This is a genomic window from Pseudoalteromonas luteoviolacea, assembly GCF_000814765.1.
GTDB lineage: Bacteria > Pseudomonadota > Gammaproteobacteria > Enterobacterales > Alteromonadaceae > Pseudoalteromonas > Pseudoalteromonas luteoviolacea_H.
The window spans coordinates 253,599-270,477 of record NZ_JWIC01000010.1 but is presented as its reverse complement, the minus strand read 5'-3'; the positions used below and the strand labels follow the sequence as shown (position 1 = coordinate 270,477).

The 16,879-nt window shown below is 42.3% G+C and carries 14 protein-coding genes; 5 read left to right on the top strand and 9 right to left on the bottom strand.

The features are described 5' to 3' along the window. Position 1: 1 nt before the first annotated feature. Entirely contained in the window at positions 2-1,153 is a 1,152-nt protein-coding gene (metK, locus tag JF50_RS22575; protein ID WP_039611586.1) for a methionine adenosyltransferase, read from the bottom strand. A 262-nt stretch (positions 1,154-1,415) separates the two neighbouring features. Here metK and tkt point away from each other — a divergent pair, with 262 nt between their 5' ends. After that, positions 1,416-3,407 (top strand): transketolase, encoded by a 1,992-nt coding sequence (gene tkt / locus JF50_RS22570; protein ID WP_039611585.1) that lies wholly within the window; start codon positions 1,416-1,418, stop codon positions 3,405-3,407. A 163-nt stretch (positions 3,408-3,570) separates the two neighbouring features. On the opposite strand, the gene JF50_RS22565 is transcribed toward tkt, so the two are convergent. From JF50_RS22565 to lptD, 7 genes are all read right to left on the bottom strand, one after another. Then, complete coding sequence (locus tag JF50_RS22565) at positions 3,571-5,586, bottom strand: methyl-accepting chemotaxis protein (RefSeq protein ID WP_039611584.1); 2,016 nt, start codon at positions 5,584-5,586, stop codon at positions 3,571-3,573. Between the two features lie 115 nt (positions 5,587-5,701). Continuing rightward, positions 5,702-6,502: a symmetrical bis(5'-nucleosyl)-tetraphosphatase gene (locus JF50_RS22560; RefSeq protein WP_039611583.1), complete on the bottom strand. Its 801-nt coding sequence runs from the start codon at positions 6,500-6,502 to the stop codon at positions 5,702-5,704. A 7-nt stretch (positions 6,503-6,509) separates the two neighbouring features. Beyond that, positions 6,510-6,899, bottom strand: coding sequence for a Co2+/Mg2+ efflux protein ApaG (apaG, locus tag JF50_RS22555; RefSeq protein WP_039611582.1), 390 nt, complete (start codon positions 6,897-6,899; stop codon positions 6,510-6,512). Beyond that, positions 6,883-7,689: a 16S rRNA (adenine(1518)-N(6)/adenine(1519)-N(6))-dimethyltransferase RsmA gene (gene rsmA, locus JF50_RS22550; protein ID WP_039611581.1), complete on the bottom strand. Its 807-nt coding sequence runs from the start codon at positions 7,687-7,689 to the stop codon at positions 6,883-6,885. Before rsmA ends, apaG begins: the two co-directional genes overlap by 17 nt. Continuing rightward, positions 7,686-8,678, bottom strand: a complete 993-nt coding sequence (gene pdxA, locus JF50_RS22545) for a 4-hydroxythreonine-4-phosphate dehydrogenase PdxA (RefSeq protein WP_039611580.1) — start codon at positions 8,676-8,678, stop codon at positions 7,686-7,688. The genes rsmA and pdxA overlap by 4 nt, the downstream gene beginning before the upstream one ends. An 11-nt stretch (positions 8,679-8,689) precedes the next feature. Beyond that, a complete protein-coding gene (surA, locus tag JF50_RS22540; protein ID WP_039611579.1) occupies positions 8,690-9,982 on the bottom strand; it encodes a peptidylprolyl isomerase SurA in 1,293 nt (430 codons plus the stop codon). A 14-nt stretch (positions 9,983-9,996) separates the two neighbouring features. Continuing rightward, on the bottom strand, positions 9,997-12,252 hold the full coding sequence (lptD, locus tag JF50_RS22535; RefSeq protein ID WP_039611578.1) for an LPS assembly protein LptD: 2,256 nt from the start codon (positions 12,250-12,252) through the stop codon (positions 9,997-9,999). A gap of 96 nt (positions 12,253-12,348) precedes the next feature. Between lptD and JF50_RS22530 the strand changes: the two genes are divergently transcribed. The 3 genes from JF50_RS22530 to djlA are packed head-to-tail and all read left to right on the top strand — an operon-like array spanning position 12,349 to position 14,925. Then, positions 12,349-13,389 (top strand): aminoglycoside phosphotransferase family protein, encoded by a 1,041-nt coding sequence (locus JF50_RS22530; protein WP_080760335.1) that lies wholly within the window; start codon positions 12,349-12,351, stop codon positions 13,387-13,389. Next, a complete protein-coding gene (murU, locus tag JF50_RS22525; RefSeq protein ID WP_039611577.1) occupies positions 13,386-14,063 on the top strand; it encodes an N-acetylmuramate alpha-1-phosphate uridylyltransferase MurU in 678 nt (225 codons plus the stop codon). The genes JF50_RS22530 and murU overlap by 4 nt, the downstream gene beginning before the upstream one ends. Beyond that, positions 14,053-14,925 carry a co-chaperone DjlA gene (gene djlA / locus JF50_RS22520; protein WP_039611576.1) on the top strand — a complete coding sequence of 291 codons (873 nt, stop codon included), beginning with the start codon at positions 14,053-14,055 and terminating at the stop codon, positions 14,923-14,925. Before murU ends, djlA begins: the two co-directional genes overlap by 11 nt. Positions 14,926-14,929: 4 nt before the next feature. On the opposite strand, the gene JF50_RS22515 is transcribed toward djlA, so the two are convergent. Then, complete coding sequence (locus JF50_RS22515; protein ID WP_052262705.1) at positions 14,930-15,724, bottom strand: DUF3530 family protein; 795 nt, start codon at positions 15,722-15,724, stop codon at positions 14,930-14,932. Positions 15,725-15,914: 190 nt separating this feature from the next. Here JF50_RS22515 and JF50_RS22510 point away from each other — a divergent pair, with 190 nt between their 5' ends. Continuing rightward, a complete protein-coding gene (locus tag JF50_RS22510) occupies positions 15,915-16,853 on the top strand; it encodes a DUF368 domain-containing protein (protein WP_039611574.1) in 939 nt (312 codons plus the stop codon). The last annotated feature ends 26 nt before the right edge of the window (positions 16,854-16,879 follow it).

The following is a 16,879-nucleotide window of genomic DNA, read 5'->3' as shown; positions in this document are numbered from 1 at the left end:
TTTATACGCCAGCTGCTGCTTTAAGCGCTTCAGCTTTATCGGTTTTTTCCCACGGGAATTCTTCACGACCGAAGTGGCCGTATGCCGCTGTAGGTTGATAAATTGGACGCTCAAGATCAAGCATAGTGATCAAGCCATATGGGCGTAGGTCGAAGTGCTCACGAACAAGTTCGATTAAACGTGTTTCGTCAACTTTACCTGTACCAAATGTATCAATGCTGATAGAGGTTGGCTCTGCAACACCGATTGCATAAGAAACTTGGATCTCACACTTATCAGCAAGACCAGCTGCAACAATGTTCTTAGCCACGTAACGACCTGCGTAAGCCGCTGAGCGGTCAACTTTAGATGGATCTTTACCAGAGAAAGCACCACCACCGTGTCTTGCCATACCACCGTATGTATCAACGATGATTTTACGACCTGTAAGACCACAGTCACCCATTGGGCCACCAATTACGAAACGACCAGTTGGGTTGATGAAAAACTTAGTGGCTTCAGTGATCAGCTCTTTTGGTAGAGTTGGCTTAATGATGGTTTCCATCACCGCTTCAACCAAATCATCTTGAGATACTGAATCACAATGTTGAGTAGAAAGAACGACTGCATCGATGCCAACAGGTTGTCCATTTTCATAAGCAAAAGTTACCTGTGACTTTGCATCTGGGCGAAGCCAAGGAAGTGTGCCGTCTTTACGAACTTCAGCTTGACGCTGAACTAAACGATGAGAATATGTAATTGGTGCAGGCATTAAAACATCAGTTTCGTTACATGCATAACCGAACATCAGACCTTGGTCACCAGCGCCTTGATCTTCAGGGCGAGAACGGTCTACACCTTGGTTGATATCAGGAGATTGCTTACCAATTGTATTTAAGATTGCACAAGAATCAGCATCAAAGCCCATATCTGAATGCGTGTAACCAATTTCACGAACGGTTTTACGCGTTAGTTCTTCGATATCTACCCAAGCGCTTGTGGTTACTTCACCACCAACCATGACCATACCTGTTTTTACATAGGTTTCACACGCAACACGTGCTTTAGGGTCTTGCTCAAGAATTGCATCTAATACTGCGTCTGAAATTTGATCCGCAATTTTATCCGGATGGCCTTCAGAAACTGACTCTGAAGTAAATAAGTGTTTCGCCATTATTATATACTCACAAAAAGTGCGCTTCGCGAACATGCGTAAAACAGCGCTGGAAAAATCTAGGAGAGATATTCTAACCAAAACATGAATGTATGCATAGTTTTTTTACGCCTAGACGTCTATTTTTAATTACTTGCATTTTCTGCATTAAAAACAATGTGAATTTATAACTTTTATTGTGATTTTAATTGCAGTGGTAATTTTATTAGGTAAGAATGGGCCTTTAAAACACCCGTGCAAACACTTAAAGGTAGGAGAATCCATGCCATCTCGCAAAGAACTTGCAAACGCAATTCGCGTTCTATCCATGGACGCTGTACAAAAGGCTAAATCAGGCCACCCAGGGGCACCCATGGGCATGGCAGACATCGCAGAGGTACTTTGGCGCGATTATTTAAAGCACAATCCGAACAATCCAGAGTGGGTAGATAGAGATAGATTTGTATTATCAAATGGTCACGGCTCAATGTTAATTTATTCTTTATTACATTTGAGTGGCTATGACTTATCGATTGATGATTTGAAAAACTTCCGTCAAATGCACTCTAAAACGCCAGGCCACCCTGAGTATGGTTATGCACCAGGTATCGAGACAACGACGGGTCCTTTAGGCCAAGGCATCACTAATGCTGTTGGTATGGCTATTGCTGAAAAGGCGTTAGCAGCTCAGTTTAACCGTGACGAATACGATATTGTTAATCACTATACTTATGCATTTTTAGGTGATGGCTGTTTGATGGAAGGCATTTCTCATGAGGCATGCTCTCTTGCAGGTACATTAGGCCTAGGTAAATTGATCGCGTTTTGGGATGACAATGGCATCTCAATCGATGGTGAAGTGGAAGGCTGGTTTAGTGATGATACACCAAAGCGCTTTGAAGCATATGGCTGGCACGTTATTCCAGCTGTTGATGGCCATGATAGCGAAGCAATCGCCGCTGCCATCGAAGCTGCACGTGCTGAAACAGGTAAACCGACTCTGATTTGTTGTAAAACAGTGATTGGCTATGGTTCTCCGAACAAATCAGGTAGCCATGATTGTCACGGTGCGCCGTTAGGTGATGATGAAATTAAAGCTGCGCGTGAGTTCCTTGGCTGGAAGCATGATGCATTCGAAATCCCTGAAGATGTGTATGCTAAGTGGGATGGTGCGGCACACGGACAGCAAATCCAAAGCGAGTGGTTAGTTAAGTTCACTGAATACCAGATGCATTATCCAGAGCTTGCGGCTGAATTTGAGCGTCGTACTAAGGGTGAATTACCTGCGAATTGGACTGAGCAAACAGAAGCATATATTGCACAATTACAGGCGAACCCTGCTAATCCTGCGACACGTAAAGCGTCACAAAATACGCTTAACGCTTTCGGTCCAATTTTACCTGAGTTTATGGGTGGTTCAGCGGATCTTGCTGGTTCAAACTTGACGCTTTGGGAAGGCTCAAAAGGGTTAACTGCAGATGATGCATCAGGTAATTACATCTTCTATGGTGTACGTGAATTTGGTATGTCTGCGATCATGAATGGTATTACGTTGCACAAAGGGTTTATCCCATACGGTGCGACTTTCCTAATGTTCATGGAGTATGCGCGTAACGCGGTGCGTATGGCTGCACTTATGAAACAACCAAGCATTTTCGTTTACACTCATGACTCAATTGGTTTAGGTGAAGACGGCCCAACACACCAGCCGGTAGAGCAGCTTGCAAATATGCGTATGACACCGAACTTAGTTAATTGGCGTCCATGTGATCAGGTCGAGTCAGCAGTGTCTTGGCAGCAAGCAGTGGAACGTAAGGATGGTCCTACATCACTCGTATTTACTCGCCAAGGTTTGGCTCAGCAACCTCGTAGTGAAGAGCAGGTTGCGGCCATTAAACGTGGTGGTTATATTTTAAGTTGTGATGCAAACCCTGAGGTTATTCTTATTGCAACAGGTTCAGAAGTTCAACTAGCTGTGGAAGCGGCAGAACAGCTGCGCCAAGAAGGTAAAAAGGTACGTGTAGTATCTATGCCATCTACCGATGTATTTGATGCTCAATCTGCTGAATACAAAGAATCAGTATTGCCTTCATCAGTAACACGTCGTGTTGCAATTGAAGCGGGTATTGAAGATTTCTGGTTTAAGTATGTTGGTCTAAATGGTGCGATTGTAGGTATGAGCACATTTGGTGAGTCTGCACCTGCAGGTGAGCTATTCAAGCATTTTGGCTTTACAGTTGAGAATATCGTTGCAAAAGCGAAAGCATTATTTTGATAATGATATGATTTAAAAAAACCGCCTGATGGGCGGTTTTTTTTATTCTTTTATCACATTTCAGATTAACTTATTGCAACTATTTCAATTAAAAAGCCAAGAACTAAAGTATTCTTTTCTTTTAATGTGTAAAAAATTTTTAATTTTTCACGTCTTAAGCTGATTAAACTTTAAATTGTGAGACAGACTGTCTCAATTCCTCAGCTAATTTAGCAACTTCTGAACTGGAAATAGTCGTTTGATTTGCACCTTCCGCGGTTTGTTCTGCGATGGTGACAATTGACTCTAATCGTTCACTGATTTCTTGTGATACCTGTTGTTGCTCATTTGCTGCTGTCGCAATTTCCTCACTTACATCGTGTGCTCTTGATACGGCATCGGTAATTGAGTTAAGTGCTTCGTTAGCGATATCACTTTGTGCCACACACGATTCCGCTTGTTGTTGGCCTTTTGACATGGCTGTGACGGCTTCTTCTGCACCGGCTTGCAGGGACTCAATCATTGACTGAATCTCTTGTGTGGACTCTTGTGTTTTACTCGCCAAAGAGCGCACTTCATCGGCTACCACTGCAAATCCTCGGCCTTGCTCACCAGCACGAGCGGCTTCAATTGCAGCATTTAAAGCGAGTAGGTTAGTTTGTTCCGCAATGCCACGAATAACATCCAAAATCCCACCGATCGCAGAGCTGTCATGGTGCAGTTTGTTGATAACGGTAGAAACTTCCTCCACTTCATGCGCCAGTTGCTCAATCGTTCTTTTATTGTCATGGGAAATCCCTTTAACACGCTCAGCTTCTTGGTCTGCGTTTTTAATTTCGTCAAGTGCTTGATGTGCACTGTTACTTACACCATGAGCCGTACTGCTCATTTCAGTGGTTGCAGTAGCCGCTTGTTCAACTTGTGACTGCTGACTTTTTATCGCTTGGCTTGACTCTGAAGTGATTGCAGAAGTTTGCTCTGAAGCTGCTGCTAATTGAGTAGAGCGTGAGACAATACCTGTGATCAACTCTTTTAAGCTGGTGATCAGGGTATTACAACTTTGTGCTAATTCTCCAAACTCATCTTTGGCTGAGGCATCAAGTGAGTGCGTCATATCACCTCTAGCCACAATATCAAGTACGCGGTTAACTTCCGCAAGAGGCTTAGTAATACGGCTCACAGTGAAGTAGGCGATACCAATGGCCAGTAAAGTGGCTGCAATCATGCCGGTCCACGTTGCGATATTGGCTGATGATACATCCTCAGTCACTTCATTTTGGATTTCAAATGCCAACTGTTTGGACTGCGCTACTAGCTCACCCAATTGTGCAAGTGCCTTTTGAGTCGCTTTCTCTGCACTGTTCAGCTCATTTTGAGTATTTATACGTGCGGTGATCAAGCGTTGGCGGTTGTTTACAATACTGTCACTGCCTTGAAGTTGTTCTTTAAGTGCGCTGTAGTATGAGTCTAAATCATTGAGTAGATCTTCATCTAGCTGAGCTACAGTGTTGCGCATTAATTCAAGGTTGCGGTCGACATCTTCAAATACATAGCTTTGTTCTTTTTTGACAATATCTAACGTGCTTGAATCATTAATTGTCAGGATATCTCCACTGCTTGTTGCCAACGAGCTAAATGAGTTTTCTAGCTTATTTGCAGCTTGGTATGCGCGAGCATTTAATGATTCAAAGCCATCTAAGTCTAAAATATCTAGCACCACGGTTGCGGCGTCTTCAGCGGCTATTTCAGCTTCCTCTAATTGTGAAATAAGCTGCTTGTTTAGACTCAGCTCCAGTGATTTATCAGCAAATAGTGAGGTAACCGACTTAGAGAATGTACCAAAGCTATCTGCAACATCTCGGCTGCTCCCTGATAGCGTTGGTTCATTCTGAACTGTTTGATTAAGCGCTGAATAGCTTTGCTCAAATGCTTTTTGTCGCGTGTTAAAAGCGGACTTTAGGCTGCTCAAATCATTACTTGATTGAGTGTAAAAGCTAGCTTGAGCGAGTTTGCTCATTTGCGTAAACTCAATTTGTAAAGCTGCGCTTCTATCTAACGCAGGAAGAGACAAATTATTGACCAATTGAGTGGAACTATCGATATTTGCGATCCTGAGCAGTGAGTTCACACCGATAGATAATAAAAGCAGGGTAATTATTATAAAGCCACCCCAAATACGTTGGCTAACGGTTAAATTCATACAAACATACCATCAAGTTAAAGCAGTACAACCACTTATCGGATTTATTGCGCATTAGTTAAGTATTTTATAGCAGATGTGAATATAAAATTCAGTAAAAACGGATAGGTTTTGACTAATTGCTGGTTATTTGTTCGTTTGTGGACAAATTAAGCAAGGTCATTGGACCACCCCATACGCAACCTGTATCCAAAGCAACTACATGATTGAGACTTGTTTTCCCTTGCAGTGCAGCCCAGTGCCCGAATATGAAACGAGTACGACTTGTTTTAAATCGAGGGTGTGCAAACCAAGGCTGTAGTAATTCACCCTTGTTAATTTCCCCTTTATTGTCAAAATCTAATTGCCAGTGCTCTGTTAAAAAACGCATTCTGGTAAATACATTTACGATAGTATTGAATTTAAGCTGCTGGTCGGACGGGGACAAATCGATAGCTGGGTTCTTACCATACATCTTGGATAGGTAATCTGCTGCCATAGGGCCTTGATAGTAAGTCTGAGCCCAGTTAGATAATTCGATCGCTTGTTCAATATTCCAGTAAGGGTGTATGCCTGCATGTGATATAAAACTATCGAATTCTGGGAGGTAAGTACACAGAGGCTGCGATTGTAAAAAGTGGATATAGTCGGGCAATGCTGCGCTTGAAAGCAGTGCGTCTAGCTTGTCTTTAGGGTTGGCCTGTTTATTGTTGAGCACCGTGGATAGTAAGTGTAAGTCATGATTACCGAGTGTGACAGTCACAGAATTTTGCAGTGAATAAACATATTCTAGACAGGCAAGAGAGTCTGGTCCTCTTGCAACCAGATCTCCCACTAAATACAAATGATCTCTACTCGGGCTAAAATCTACTTGTGCCAAAAGCTGTTTAAATGGCGTATAGCATCCTTGTAAATCGCCAACTGCGTAATAAGCCATACCGTCGTTAGTGCAGTATGTCCGGACGATTAAGGCGGAATACTTGGATTGGCGCTTTAAACTCAGAACCAAATTCATTACGCATCAAGTAGTAGCCTTCCATCGTGCCCACAGGGGTATCTAAAACTGCACCGCTGGTATATTGGTAGCTTTCACCGGGTCGAATAGTGGGTTGTTCACCCACCACGCCTTCGCCTTCGACTTCTGTTTCTTTGCCATTTGCGTCTGTTATTAACCAATACCGGCTTTCTAATTTTGCACTACAAAGGCTATGGTTTTTTATCGTAATGGTATAAGCAAACACGTACTTATCTTTTTCAGGCTGGGACTGTGCCTCCACATAAAAAGTCTCAACGGAGACTTTTATTGGACTGCCTATTTCACTGTTTGTTGTCATAGATCCAGTTAGCAATTTCGATAAATTGAGACAGAGAGATATTTTCCGCACGGAGTGACGGGTCAATACCTAATTGAGTTATTTCATCCACTGTAAGCAGATTTGATAAGCTATTGCGAAGCGTTTTGCGTCGCTGATTAAATGCTTCCAAGCAAACAGTATTTAATACCTTAGTGCTTTTTGCACTGCGCTGAGTTGCGTCCTTTGGTATGAGTCGCACCACCGCAGAGTCTACTTTCGGCGCCGGTTTGAAGCAGGTTGGGGGCACTTCGATAACAGGCATAGCATGGCAATAGTATTGCGTCATCACACTTAAACGACCATATGCTTTGGAACCTGGGCCTGCCACCATTCTATTAACCACCTCTTTTTGCAGCATGAAATGCATATGCTCTACGTGGTCTGCAAATTCAAAGAGGTGGAACAATAACGGCGTTGAGACGTTATAAGGTAAGTTACCAAAAATTTTTAGCTTTGCTGTTTCACTGACTAGACTCGCAAAATCAAACTTCATGGCATCGCCTTGATGTACGTTCAGCTTACTGCCCATCGTCGGATGTGCAATCAAACGTTCTGCGAGGTCTCTATCCAATTCAACAACCGTTAATTTACCACTAAGTTCAACGACCGGCTCAGTGATAGCACCTAAGCCCGGTCCGATCTCAACTAGGTTGTCATTCGGGGTTGGATCTATGGCCGTAACAATCTTGTCGATAATATTGTCATCATTTAAGAAGTTTTGGCCGAATCTTTTACGGGCACGGTGGCCCAAATGTACTTTATCTGTCATGAATTCTGTATTTTCTTGCTTGCAAGCTTGATTGCTTCGTGAATTGCCAGTTCAAAACTACCGACTTCCACATCACCTGATGCGGCAAGATCTAGGGCTGTCCCGTGATCAACCGAGGTTCTGATAAAAGGCAATCCCAAAGTTATATTAACTGAGTTACCAAATCCTTTATATTTTAACACAGGTAATCCTTGATCGTGATACATCGCAAGTACAGCGTCTGCATTGTCTAAATACTTTGCTTGGAAAAGCGTGTCAGCAGGGAGAGGTCCAATAAAGTTTTTCCCCTCATTGTTAAGCTTTTCTAGTACTGGTGAGATAGTATCTATTTCTTCGTTACCTAAATGCCCGCCTTCACCTGCATGAGGATTTAACCCACATACCAGAATACGAGGATCTTCTACACCAAATTTCGTTTGTAAGTCATGGTATAGAATATTGGCGACTTTTGTTAAGCGCTCTTGTGTGATGGCTTTTGATACGTATGCGAGCGGGATATGTGTGGTCGCTAATGCAACACGTAATCCTGTTGTGGCAAGCATCATAACCACATCAGGTGTATTTGATTGGTGTGCAAAATACTCCGTGTGTCCGCTAAAAGAGATCCCTGCTCTGTTAATGATGCCTTTATGTACAGGACCAGTAACAACTGCATCAAAAGTGCCGTCCATATTTTTTTCAGAGGCAATACGCAGCGTGTCTAACACATACTGACCATTTTGTTCGTCTAGCTGGCCCGGAACAACATCACACCCTTTATCTACTTGAAGGTAGTAGAGCTGCTTTGCTGCTGCTGGCTGAACATCTTGTTGCGGATCAAACGCGAGTAATTCTATCTCTAAGCCGAGTTCATTTGCTCTTTGTTCTAATACGCTTTTGTCCACTACCGCAACAAGCTGGGCAGGCCAACTCTGCTGCGCCAATTTAATGACTAAATCAGGGCCTATGCCAGCTGGCTCGCCAGGTGTAATCGCTATTCTCAAGCTCATATATGCTCTTCTTATTTACTTTCAAGAACTTCAATGTGAGCTTGCTCTCGCATTTCTCTCATCCATTTGAAGCTTTCTTCTTTGAATTTTCTTCTAAATAGCAGTTGGTGTGCACGGTTCATTTTGGCTTGCTCGGTTTTATCAGCCACGCGCTTATCTAGAAGCTCTACAATGTGCCAACCAAATGTACTACGAAACGGCTCACTGATTTCATTTTGTTCAAGGCCCATCAATGTTTCTCTAAACGCAGGAACATAGGTTGACGGATCAGTCCAATCATATTCTCCACCTTTCAATGCAGAGCCTGGATCTTCCGAGTGTTCTTTTGCCAATTCAGCGAAATCAGCTTTGCCTGCTCTTAAGTCTTGTACAAACCCAGCTAGCATGTCACGTGCTTTTTCTTCACTTAAAATGATAGAAGGCTTTAATAAAATGTGTCTAGAACGCACTTCTACTGTTTCGACAAGCTCACGGCCACGTACATCTTGAACTTTCACTATGTGGAAACCTGCACCGGAGCGCAACGGACCAACAAGCTCGTCTTTTTTCTTGCCTTTAATAGCTTCGGCAAACAAGGTCGGCATTTCATTGATGCCCATCCAGCCAAGCTGACCACCATCTAATGCATTTGCGCCGCCTGAAGACGCTATAGCGATGCGTTTAAAGTCTTTACCTTCATTTAAAAACTTAATGACGTTCTCTGCCCGCTCTCTTGCTTCAGCAATTTCTTCAGGGTTTGCTTTACTCTCAATTTTGATCAGAATATGGCCGATGTTATATTCTTCGCTTTGTCCGCTTTGCTGCGCCAGGATCTTATTGAGATTCTCGATTTCTTGAGGGCTTATATAAATTCGTCTATCAACGGCGCTGCGTTTTACTTGTCCGATCGTAATCTCTTTACGAATTTCTTCTCTATATGCTTGAAAGCTATTACCTGACGTTTCAACTGAGCGTCTTAAATCACTGATTGTACCGCCTTGTTCTTTAGCAATATTCGCAAGCGTCTGATCTAGGTGCGCATCAGAAATTGCTAGACCCATTCTGCTCGCAAGTTGAAGAATAAGGGTCTCGTCGATCAATTTATCAGTTGCTTGAATGCGTAGTACTTTATCCGATGGTAACTCAGTACCTTGCTGATTGGCTTGATCTTTAACCCGGTTTACAATTTGGTCAACTTCACTTTGTAATACCACACCGTCATTTACAGTGGCGATTACTTTGTCAATTTGTATACGTTCAGCAAGTGCAGGCTGGCATAGCGCAGCACTTAAAACGGGAATGAGTAACAGCTTTTTGAAATTCATAAGAGTCTTTGTTGTTAATTATTTAAAAAATAGGGTCTACGATAGCCAAATATACCTTGTTTAAGTAATTGGCTTGCGTCGTATCTTGACTTACTTCCCAACCCTTTTAGCACAAAATTAAAATTTATGCTCGAGTCGAAGACCGGGTCTTGAAAATTCGTAGATTGATTCAAGTCAGTTTCTATCGTTCTGTTTCCAGTAATTTGTACAGCCCAGCAGCATGATTCATATTGCACACCTGCAAATACTTCAACGCTACGTTTACTGGTCAAATCTCGGTGATAACTTGCGACAACTTGCCAATTATCATCTATTGGCAAACTGGTGAAGATGCCAACCTGATCTATCTCATTACCTGAGACATCATTAACGTAGTGATGGTTCAACTGTACCAGTTTTTTATTATTACCTCGATAGTCAATTGTCATATGTGAACGTATCAGGTCTTTCTCATCTGCATCATACTGGATACCGCCAGAAAAATACCATCTAGGATGCCAATGTATTTTTGTTTCTGCGGCAAACAGCGCGTTATAATTTTTTTCGCCAAAGCGGTTGTCGAGTGTATTTTCTGTTGGTTTAGCTGAATTACTAAGATAGATAATCTGACCGACACTTAAGCTAAAACGCTCGGTATTTTTGTTATCAAGCAAACGCGTTGTTGCACCAAGCGTAAATTGATTGGCTTCAGATATGTAATCCACGCCTGAAAAACGGCGCTCTCTAAATAATCCAAAAAAGTCATCTTGCATTTTGACCGTATCATAAGTCCCAATTCTGCTCTGATCTTTTTCCGGCGCGTATAAGTATTGGATCTGAGGTTCTAAAGTCTGAATACCATCCGTGAGGAATAAGTCGGTATTACGCTCAAGATTTAATTGGCCGTATAGTCTAACCTGAGGCAATGTACGAGATATTGACTCTGCAAATTCGGTCTCATTGAAGCTACCATTTTGCTCATAGTGTGTATGCAGTAGTGAGAGCTTTGAGTCAAATGACCAAGCGTAGTCATTAATATTGTATGTAACACTGGGTTCCAAGTGGATTCTGGTAGCATCTGTTATTTTGGCATCATCATTTTTAAAGTGGCTCAATTGACCTGTAAATTGCCAGTCAACACCAAAGTACTTTTCTGCCGTTCGGTTTTTCACTGTGATTTCAGGGAACGCTGCATACGACTCTGCGTGATTACCCAGTACTTCAAAGTTTTGTAATTGAAGGTCGACTAACCAGTCATCTCCAAGATAACTTAGCTGAGCTTTTCTGGATAACTGGGTATCTGTTTGGTTTGCATAATTAGAGCCCAAATCAGTGAGGTAATTGTCATCGCTCACGTTGGTCACATCTATATTAGCGCGCCAGTTGTCATTAAAATAGCTTTTCTGTTGCCAATGAACTAAATATCGTTCATCTAAGTTTGGTTCAGACTTATCATCATTAAGAAATTCGGTGGCTATTAGTCCGGCATGTTGTTCGGTTAAATAGCGAAACTCCCCTTGCAATTGCAATCCCTTATTGGACATGTACCTTGGCGTGAGCAGCGCATCATAATTTTCTGCCAAATTAAGGTAGTAAGGAGTAACTATTTCTGCTCCATAGCGATTAGAGCTTGATAGAGTGGGAGTTAATAGCCCTGACTTTCTCTTATCATCAATGGGAAACGTAAAATAAGGTACATAAATGACAGGCGTATCAAGTATTTTTAGTACTGTGTTATATGTTTCGCCCCATCCTTTTTCTTTGTCTAAAGAAATCGTACTGGCTTCAATAGCCCAAAACGGTGTGCTACTTGGGCAAGTTGTGAAGCTTGAATTAAACAAGTCGACTTGAGTCGATGTGGCACGTAGTTTCTCAGCTTTACCTCTACCAAGTTGCTCAGTTAACTCATATTGAGCACCCAGCAAGCTAAATTCACTTTGGCTGAGATCAGCATACATTCCACTGCTGTTCACCTTGGTGTAATTATCTTGGAATAACAATGGGCCAGACGCGTTGAGTAACCCTTTACGTTTGTCAATGAGCGCACTTTCAGCGGTAACGGTCATCGTGCTGGTGTTGACGGCAACATCACCTGAAAACTCGGCACTATCCGTGCCTTGTAGCTCGACTTTATTCGCTTGAATATCGATGGTGTCAGGAAGTATGCCTGGTATTGGTTGCCAACCCTTTGGTTGAAGATAGTCTTTACAGAGTCCGCTAACAGTGTTCGAATTAGCGATAACTTGTGTACTAATCAGGGGTAGGACTAAAATGCCCCAGTTTTTGCTCATTTATCGACCTTGTCTACCTAACACCACGTTTGAGCCAGACATGATAAATGAAAATAGTGCTAAATACAGTAATTAAGATCAGTAATTGGTGAAAATATGGTGAGTTTAACTCCTGAAATTGAATTACAAAGAGCGAAAATCAGAGTGCGATTTATAGAGACGCAAATTGAGCGACTTACAGGTGATTTTGGTGATATTAGCATCGACGCGATTACTGGTGATGCCAGCTTTAGGTCCTATTTTCGTGTCCAAACTAAATTGACCAAGTATATTTTAATGGATGTGCCACCTGAAAAAGGGTCAATTGAAGCATTTGTACATCTAAATCAAGAATTTGCTGAAGGCGGTTTAGCTGTGCCGGAAGTGATTGCGTTTGATGTCGATAACGGCTTTGTGCTGCTTGAAGATCTCGGCTCAGTGCATTTGGCTGATATTGTCGCTCAACAAGGAGGCGATCAACATTATCAAGCTCTGTTAACGTGGTTACCTAAAATTGCAATGCTCCGCCCATCTAGGTGGATGAATGCATATGATGCAGCTTTTATTACTCAAGAAATGGAAATATTTAAAGTTTGGTTGCTTGGACAGTGGCTCGGTTATTCAAGTACAAGTGATTTTGAGTCGCAGTGGCAAAAGCTGACGACTTCGTTAACAGAGTCTATGCTAGCGCAACCTCAAGTGGTAATGCACCGTGATTTTCACAGTCGCAATGTAATGTATTGTGAAGCAGCAGGGAGGTTAATTGATTATCAAGATGCAGTAGTTGGGCCAGTGTGTTACGACGCGGTATCTCTATTAAAAGATTGTTATATCAAATTACCTCCGGGGCAATTTCAGCGCTTAAGACAAGAGAGCTATCGTCAGTTATCTGATGCTGGCTTATTACGTGAAATGGGCTATGAACAGTACATTGAGTACTTTAATTTTACGGGCATGCAGCGGCATTTAAAAGCGGCAGGCATTTTTGCTCGGTTGTATTTGAGAGATGGAAAACCTGGATATCTTCCCAATATATTACCAACCTTAGAATATATTACTGAGACCGCGCAGATGTACCCTGAGTTTCAATGGCTTGCAACTTGGCTGCATTCCGAGATAATACCTATGATAGAAGCAAAATTAGCAGAGTCGTTATGAAAGCAATGATCTTAGCTGCCGGTCGTGGTCAGCGTATGATGCCGTTGACAGCGCATATGCCTAAACCGATGCTTGAAGTTGCAGGTAAACCTTTACTCGCTTATCACCTCGAGCGACTGAAGTTGGCAGGTGTTCAACAAGTAGTGATTAACCTGGCATGGCAAGGTGAGAAAATTGAGCAATATTTTGGTGATGGTCATCAGTGGGGCATGCAGATTGAGTATAGCTACGAATGTGACGGAGGTCTTGAAACTGCCGGCGGTATTGCTCAGGCGCTGCCCAGTTTATGCGAAGACCATGACGTATTTATCGTGATAAACGGAGATATTTTTACTGACTATGACGTACATGCCTTGATGCAACTCCAACTTATGCCAGGGGAGGCACATATTGTGCTTGTTGAGAACCCACCTCATCACCCTGATGGTGACTTTTGTTTGACACATCAACCGCTTAATGAAGAAACTTACACGTTTTCCGGTATTGGTCTTTACCATAAAGATTTTTTTAAAGATGTTCCAGTGTCCAAAGTACCGTTAGGTCCAATGCTAAGAAATGCGATAAGTGAACAGATGCTCTCTAGTGAGCTTTATTTAGGTCAATGGCATGATATTGGGACACCTGAACGACTCAAAGCGATAAATGCTGCTATGGAGGCGACTCATGTGGGGTAAAATACTCGGGGCTGGCTTCGGCTTTTTATTTGGTAAGTGGCTAGGTGCAATATTGGGAGGCTACTTAGGCCATTTATTTGATAAAAGCTTAAAGCAGGATTTTGATAAAGCGGGTGGCTTTCAAGGCTTTTTTAAGGGGGATGACTTGAATGAACGCCAAGCTTTATTTTTCTCTAGTTGCTTTGCTGTCATGGGTCATATTGCAAAATCTAATGGCAGAGTCAGTGAGGTGCACATTCAAGCAGCGTCTGCGTTTATGGATGACATGGCACTGCATGGCGATGATAGGAGGGAGGCGCAAAGTGCGTTTAACTCGGGTAAGCATAGCGACTTTTCTATCAAAGAGTGTGTTGGAGATTTTAAAGAGGCCTTTGCAAGGCGATATGACCTATTGCAGCTCTTTTTAGAGATTCAAATCCAAATGGCATTTTCAGATGGCCATTTATCTTCAAAAGAATTGGAGCTTTTAAAGTTAGTAAGTAAATACCTGGGGATTGGTGCTAAACATTTTAATTTTGTTTTAAAACGTTATCAGGCTGAGTTCAAATTTCGTCAACAGCGTGCTCAATGGCAGTCTCAACAACGCAATCACCAGTCTCATCAAAGTGGGCACCATGACTATCAGCAATCGAGTCGCAACTATTCATCCCCTGAACCAGAGATTTCGAGGCATCAAGCTTTGGCCGTGTTAGGGCTAGATCATGGGGCAAGTGAAAAAGAAATTAAACGCGCTTATCGCAAGTTAATGGCTCAACATCACCCAGACAAACTAGTCTCGCAAGGTTTACCTGAACATATGATGGAAGTTGCGAAAGCGAAATCGCAGAGTATTCAAGCTGCCTATGAAGCACTAAAAAAATAGTGTTTTATAATTGTCTCAAAAACCCAGATAGTTCTTTTTGCAATCGATGTTGCTGATGCATTTGAGAGTTTTGGCCAAATAACTCTCTTTGGCGATAATCATATTTACTGTTTCTTTTTGCCCAGCGGCGTCTGTCTTTTATGGTATGAAGCACGGCTGGGTTGTCATATGAATAAAACACGTCAAGTAGCGCCGGGCTGACAAGTGACAAACTTGCCGCGAGGTGCTTGTTTCTGTTTGGATTAGCCAGTTGAGCACTGACGGTTATCAAAGCATCAATTCGTATTTTAGGCAGTGTTGCTAGGTGCTCTGCAAATAAGCCTGCACTGTTACCAAACGCGACAATGGCAATGTGCTCATGTTCACGCAATGCGAGCGTTTTGTAAAGCGCATCGAAGCGGGCAACTAACTCAAGCTTATACTCATTGAGTGCAGATTCACTGATAGGTGAAATAGCCATTTTTTGTTTTGATTTTGGTTGACTCTCAACGATACCGTCTTGGATCAGGCTTGCGTTGAGATCGAAGTGAGGTGAAGGTATCACATAGGTATCATAGCCATCGTCATTCAGGGCCTCTCTTAGAAAGCTTAATCCATTTCCCTGTAGTGGCGATTGTTCTATACCTGGTAGCATCACAATAATGCCACGCTTACTGCCGCTCATATATTCGGAGAATAATACTGGGATCTCTCGCTCATCGTCTTTGATGGTGACAAAGGAATCACTGGATAGGTAATAACCGAGATCAGACTCAATAAGCTTGGTTTTGGGTATCGGAGCAATATGTTCAGCGGCCATACTCGGACTTTGAAGAGCAATTAGAGTACAAATGCCAAGTAGCAAAGTTAAAAAAGTCTGTTTTCTCATAACATCGAAAGATTTGCAGGCCGATAATTGTCTTTAGTATCGGCTAAAAAGCAATGAGCTTTAGTATTTTAATTTTGTAATTTGATACACTAAGCCGATAAAAAGAAATGGAGATTAGCTGGTGTCTAATAGAGCGGACAGTAAACGTGATTACATTTGGTTGTTTTTTAAAGGTGCAGGAATGGGAGCTGCGGATTTGGTGCCTGGGGTATCTGGCGGTACGGTAGCTTTTATTACAGGTATCTATGCTCGACTATTAGCTGCGATAAAAAGTGTTGATGTTGCAGTTTTAAAAATGGTTTTAAAAGGTCAAATTAAGGACGCTTGGTCACATATTGATGGTAACTTTTTACTTGCAGTGTTCGGTGGTTTATTTACAAGTGCTCTTTCTTTATCCAAGATCATTGCTTATTTACTGGAAAATCATCAGACCTTTGTTTGGTCATTCTTCTTTGGCTTGATCATTGCGTCATTTGTGTATATCGCTAAGCAAGTAGAGCGGTGGCAGATGCAACATATTGTGAGTTGCTTAGTTGGAGTGGCTGTTGCCGTGATGATTACCTCCTTGAGCCCTGCTGAAGCGCAAGCACAACCATGGTTTTATTTCATTGCTGGTAGCATCGCAATTTGCGCAATGATACTGCCGGGTATTTCTGGTAGTTTTATCCTGTTGCTATTAGGCATGTATGGGCATGTACTGACTGCCCTCAATGATCGTGACGTTTTCTTGATTGGATTATTCCTGTTAGGGTGCATATGTGGGCTAATGGTATTTTCACGGTTCTTGTCATGGTTGTTAGCGCGCTATGAGCAAGTCACATTTGCATTGTTAGCTGGTTTTTTAGTCGGTTCACTGAATATGCTGTGGCCATGGAAAAAAGTGGTCTCTACTTATGTAAATTCAAGCGGAATAGAAAAGCCACTGATGCAAAAAAATATTTCTCCTATGGAGTTCACCCAACTTACGGGTCAAGACGCTCAGTTAGCCATTTGTATTGCGCTTGCAATATTTGGGTTAGTGTTAATTCTTGCATTGGATAAACTTAGCCATCAAGAATAAAAAGGGTGCACACTTCTGAGCCGTTG

Excerpts from the sequence above, each read along its gene's own strand:
- surA (WP_039611579.1), bottom strand. The coding sequence starts at position 9,982 with ATGAATTTCAAAAAGCTGTTACTCATTCCCGTTTTAAGTGCTGCGCTA.
- pdxA (WP_039611580.1), bottom strand. The coding sequence starts at position 8,678 with ATGAGCTTGAGAATAGCGATTACACCTGGCGAGCCAGCTGGCATAGGC.
- lptD (WP_039611578.1), bottom strand. The coding sequence starts at position 12,252 with ATGAGCAAAAACTGGGGCATTTTAGTCCTACCCCTGATTAGTACACAA.
- JF50_RS22515 (WP_052262705.1), bottom strand. The coding sequence starts at position 15,724 with ATGGCCGCTGAACATATTGCTCCGATACCCAAAACCAAGCTTATTGAG.
- JF50_RS22530 (WP_080760335.1), top strand. The coding sequence starts at position 12,349 with ATGGTGAGTTTAACTCCTGAAATTGAATTACAAAGAGCGAAAATCAGA.
- JF50_RS22560 (WP_039611583.1), bottom strand. The coding sequence starts at position 6,502 with ATGGCTTATTACGCAGTTGGCGATTTACAAGGATGCTATACGCCATTT.
- tkt (WP_039611585.1), top strand. The coding sequence starts at position 1,416 with ATGCCATCTCGCAAAGAACTTGCAAACGCAATTCGCGTTCTATCCATG.
- JF50_RS22565 (WP_039611584.1), bottom strand. The coding sequence starts at position 5,586 with ATGAATTTAACCGTTAGCCAACGTATTTGGGGTGGCTTTATAATAATT.
- rsmA (WP_039611581.1), bottom strand. The coding sequence starts at position 7,689 with ATGACAGATAAAGTACATTTGGGCCACCGTGCCCGTAAAAGATTCGGC.
- metK (WP_039611586.1), bottom strand. The coding sequence starts at position 1,153 with ATGGCGAAACACTTATTTACTTCAGAGTCAGTTTCTGAAGGCCATCCG.
- djlA (WP_039611576.1), top strand. The coding sequence starts at position 14,053 with ATGTGGGGTAAAATACTCGGGGCTGGCTTCGGCTTTTTATTTGGTAAG.
- murU (WP_039611577.1), top strand. The coding sequence starts at position 13,386 with ATGAAAGCAATGATCTTAGCTGCCGGTCGTGGTCAGCGTATGATGCCG.
- apaG (WP_039611582.1), bottom strand. The coding sequence starts at position 6,899 with ATGACAACAAACAGTGAAATAGGCAGTCCAATAAAAGTCTCCGTTGAG.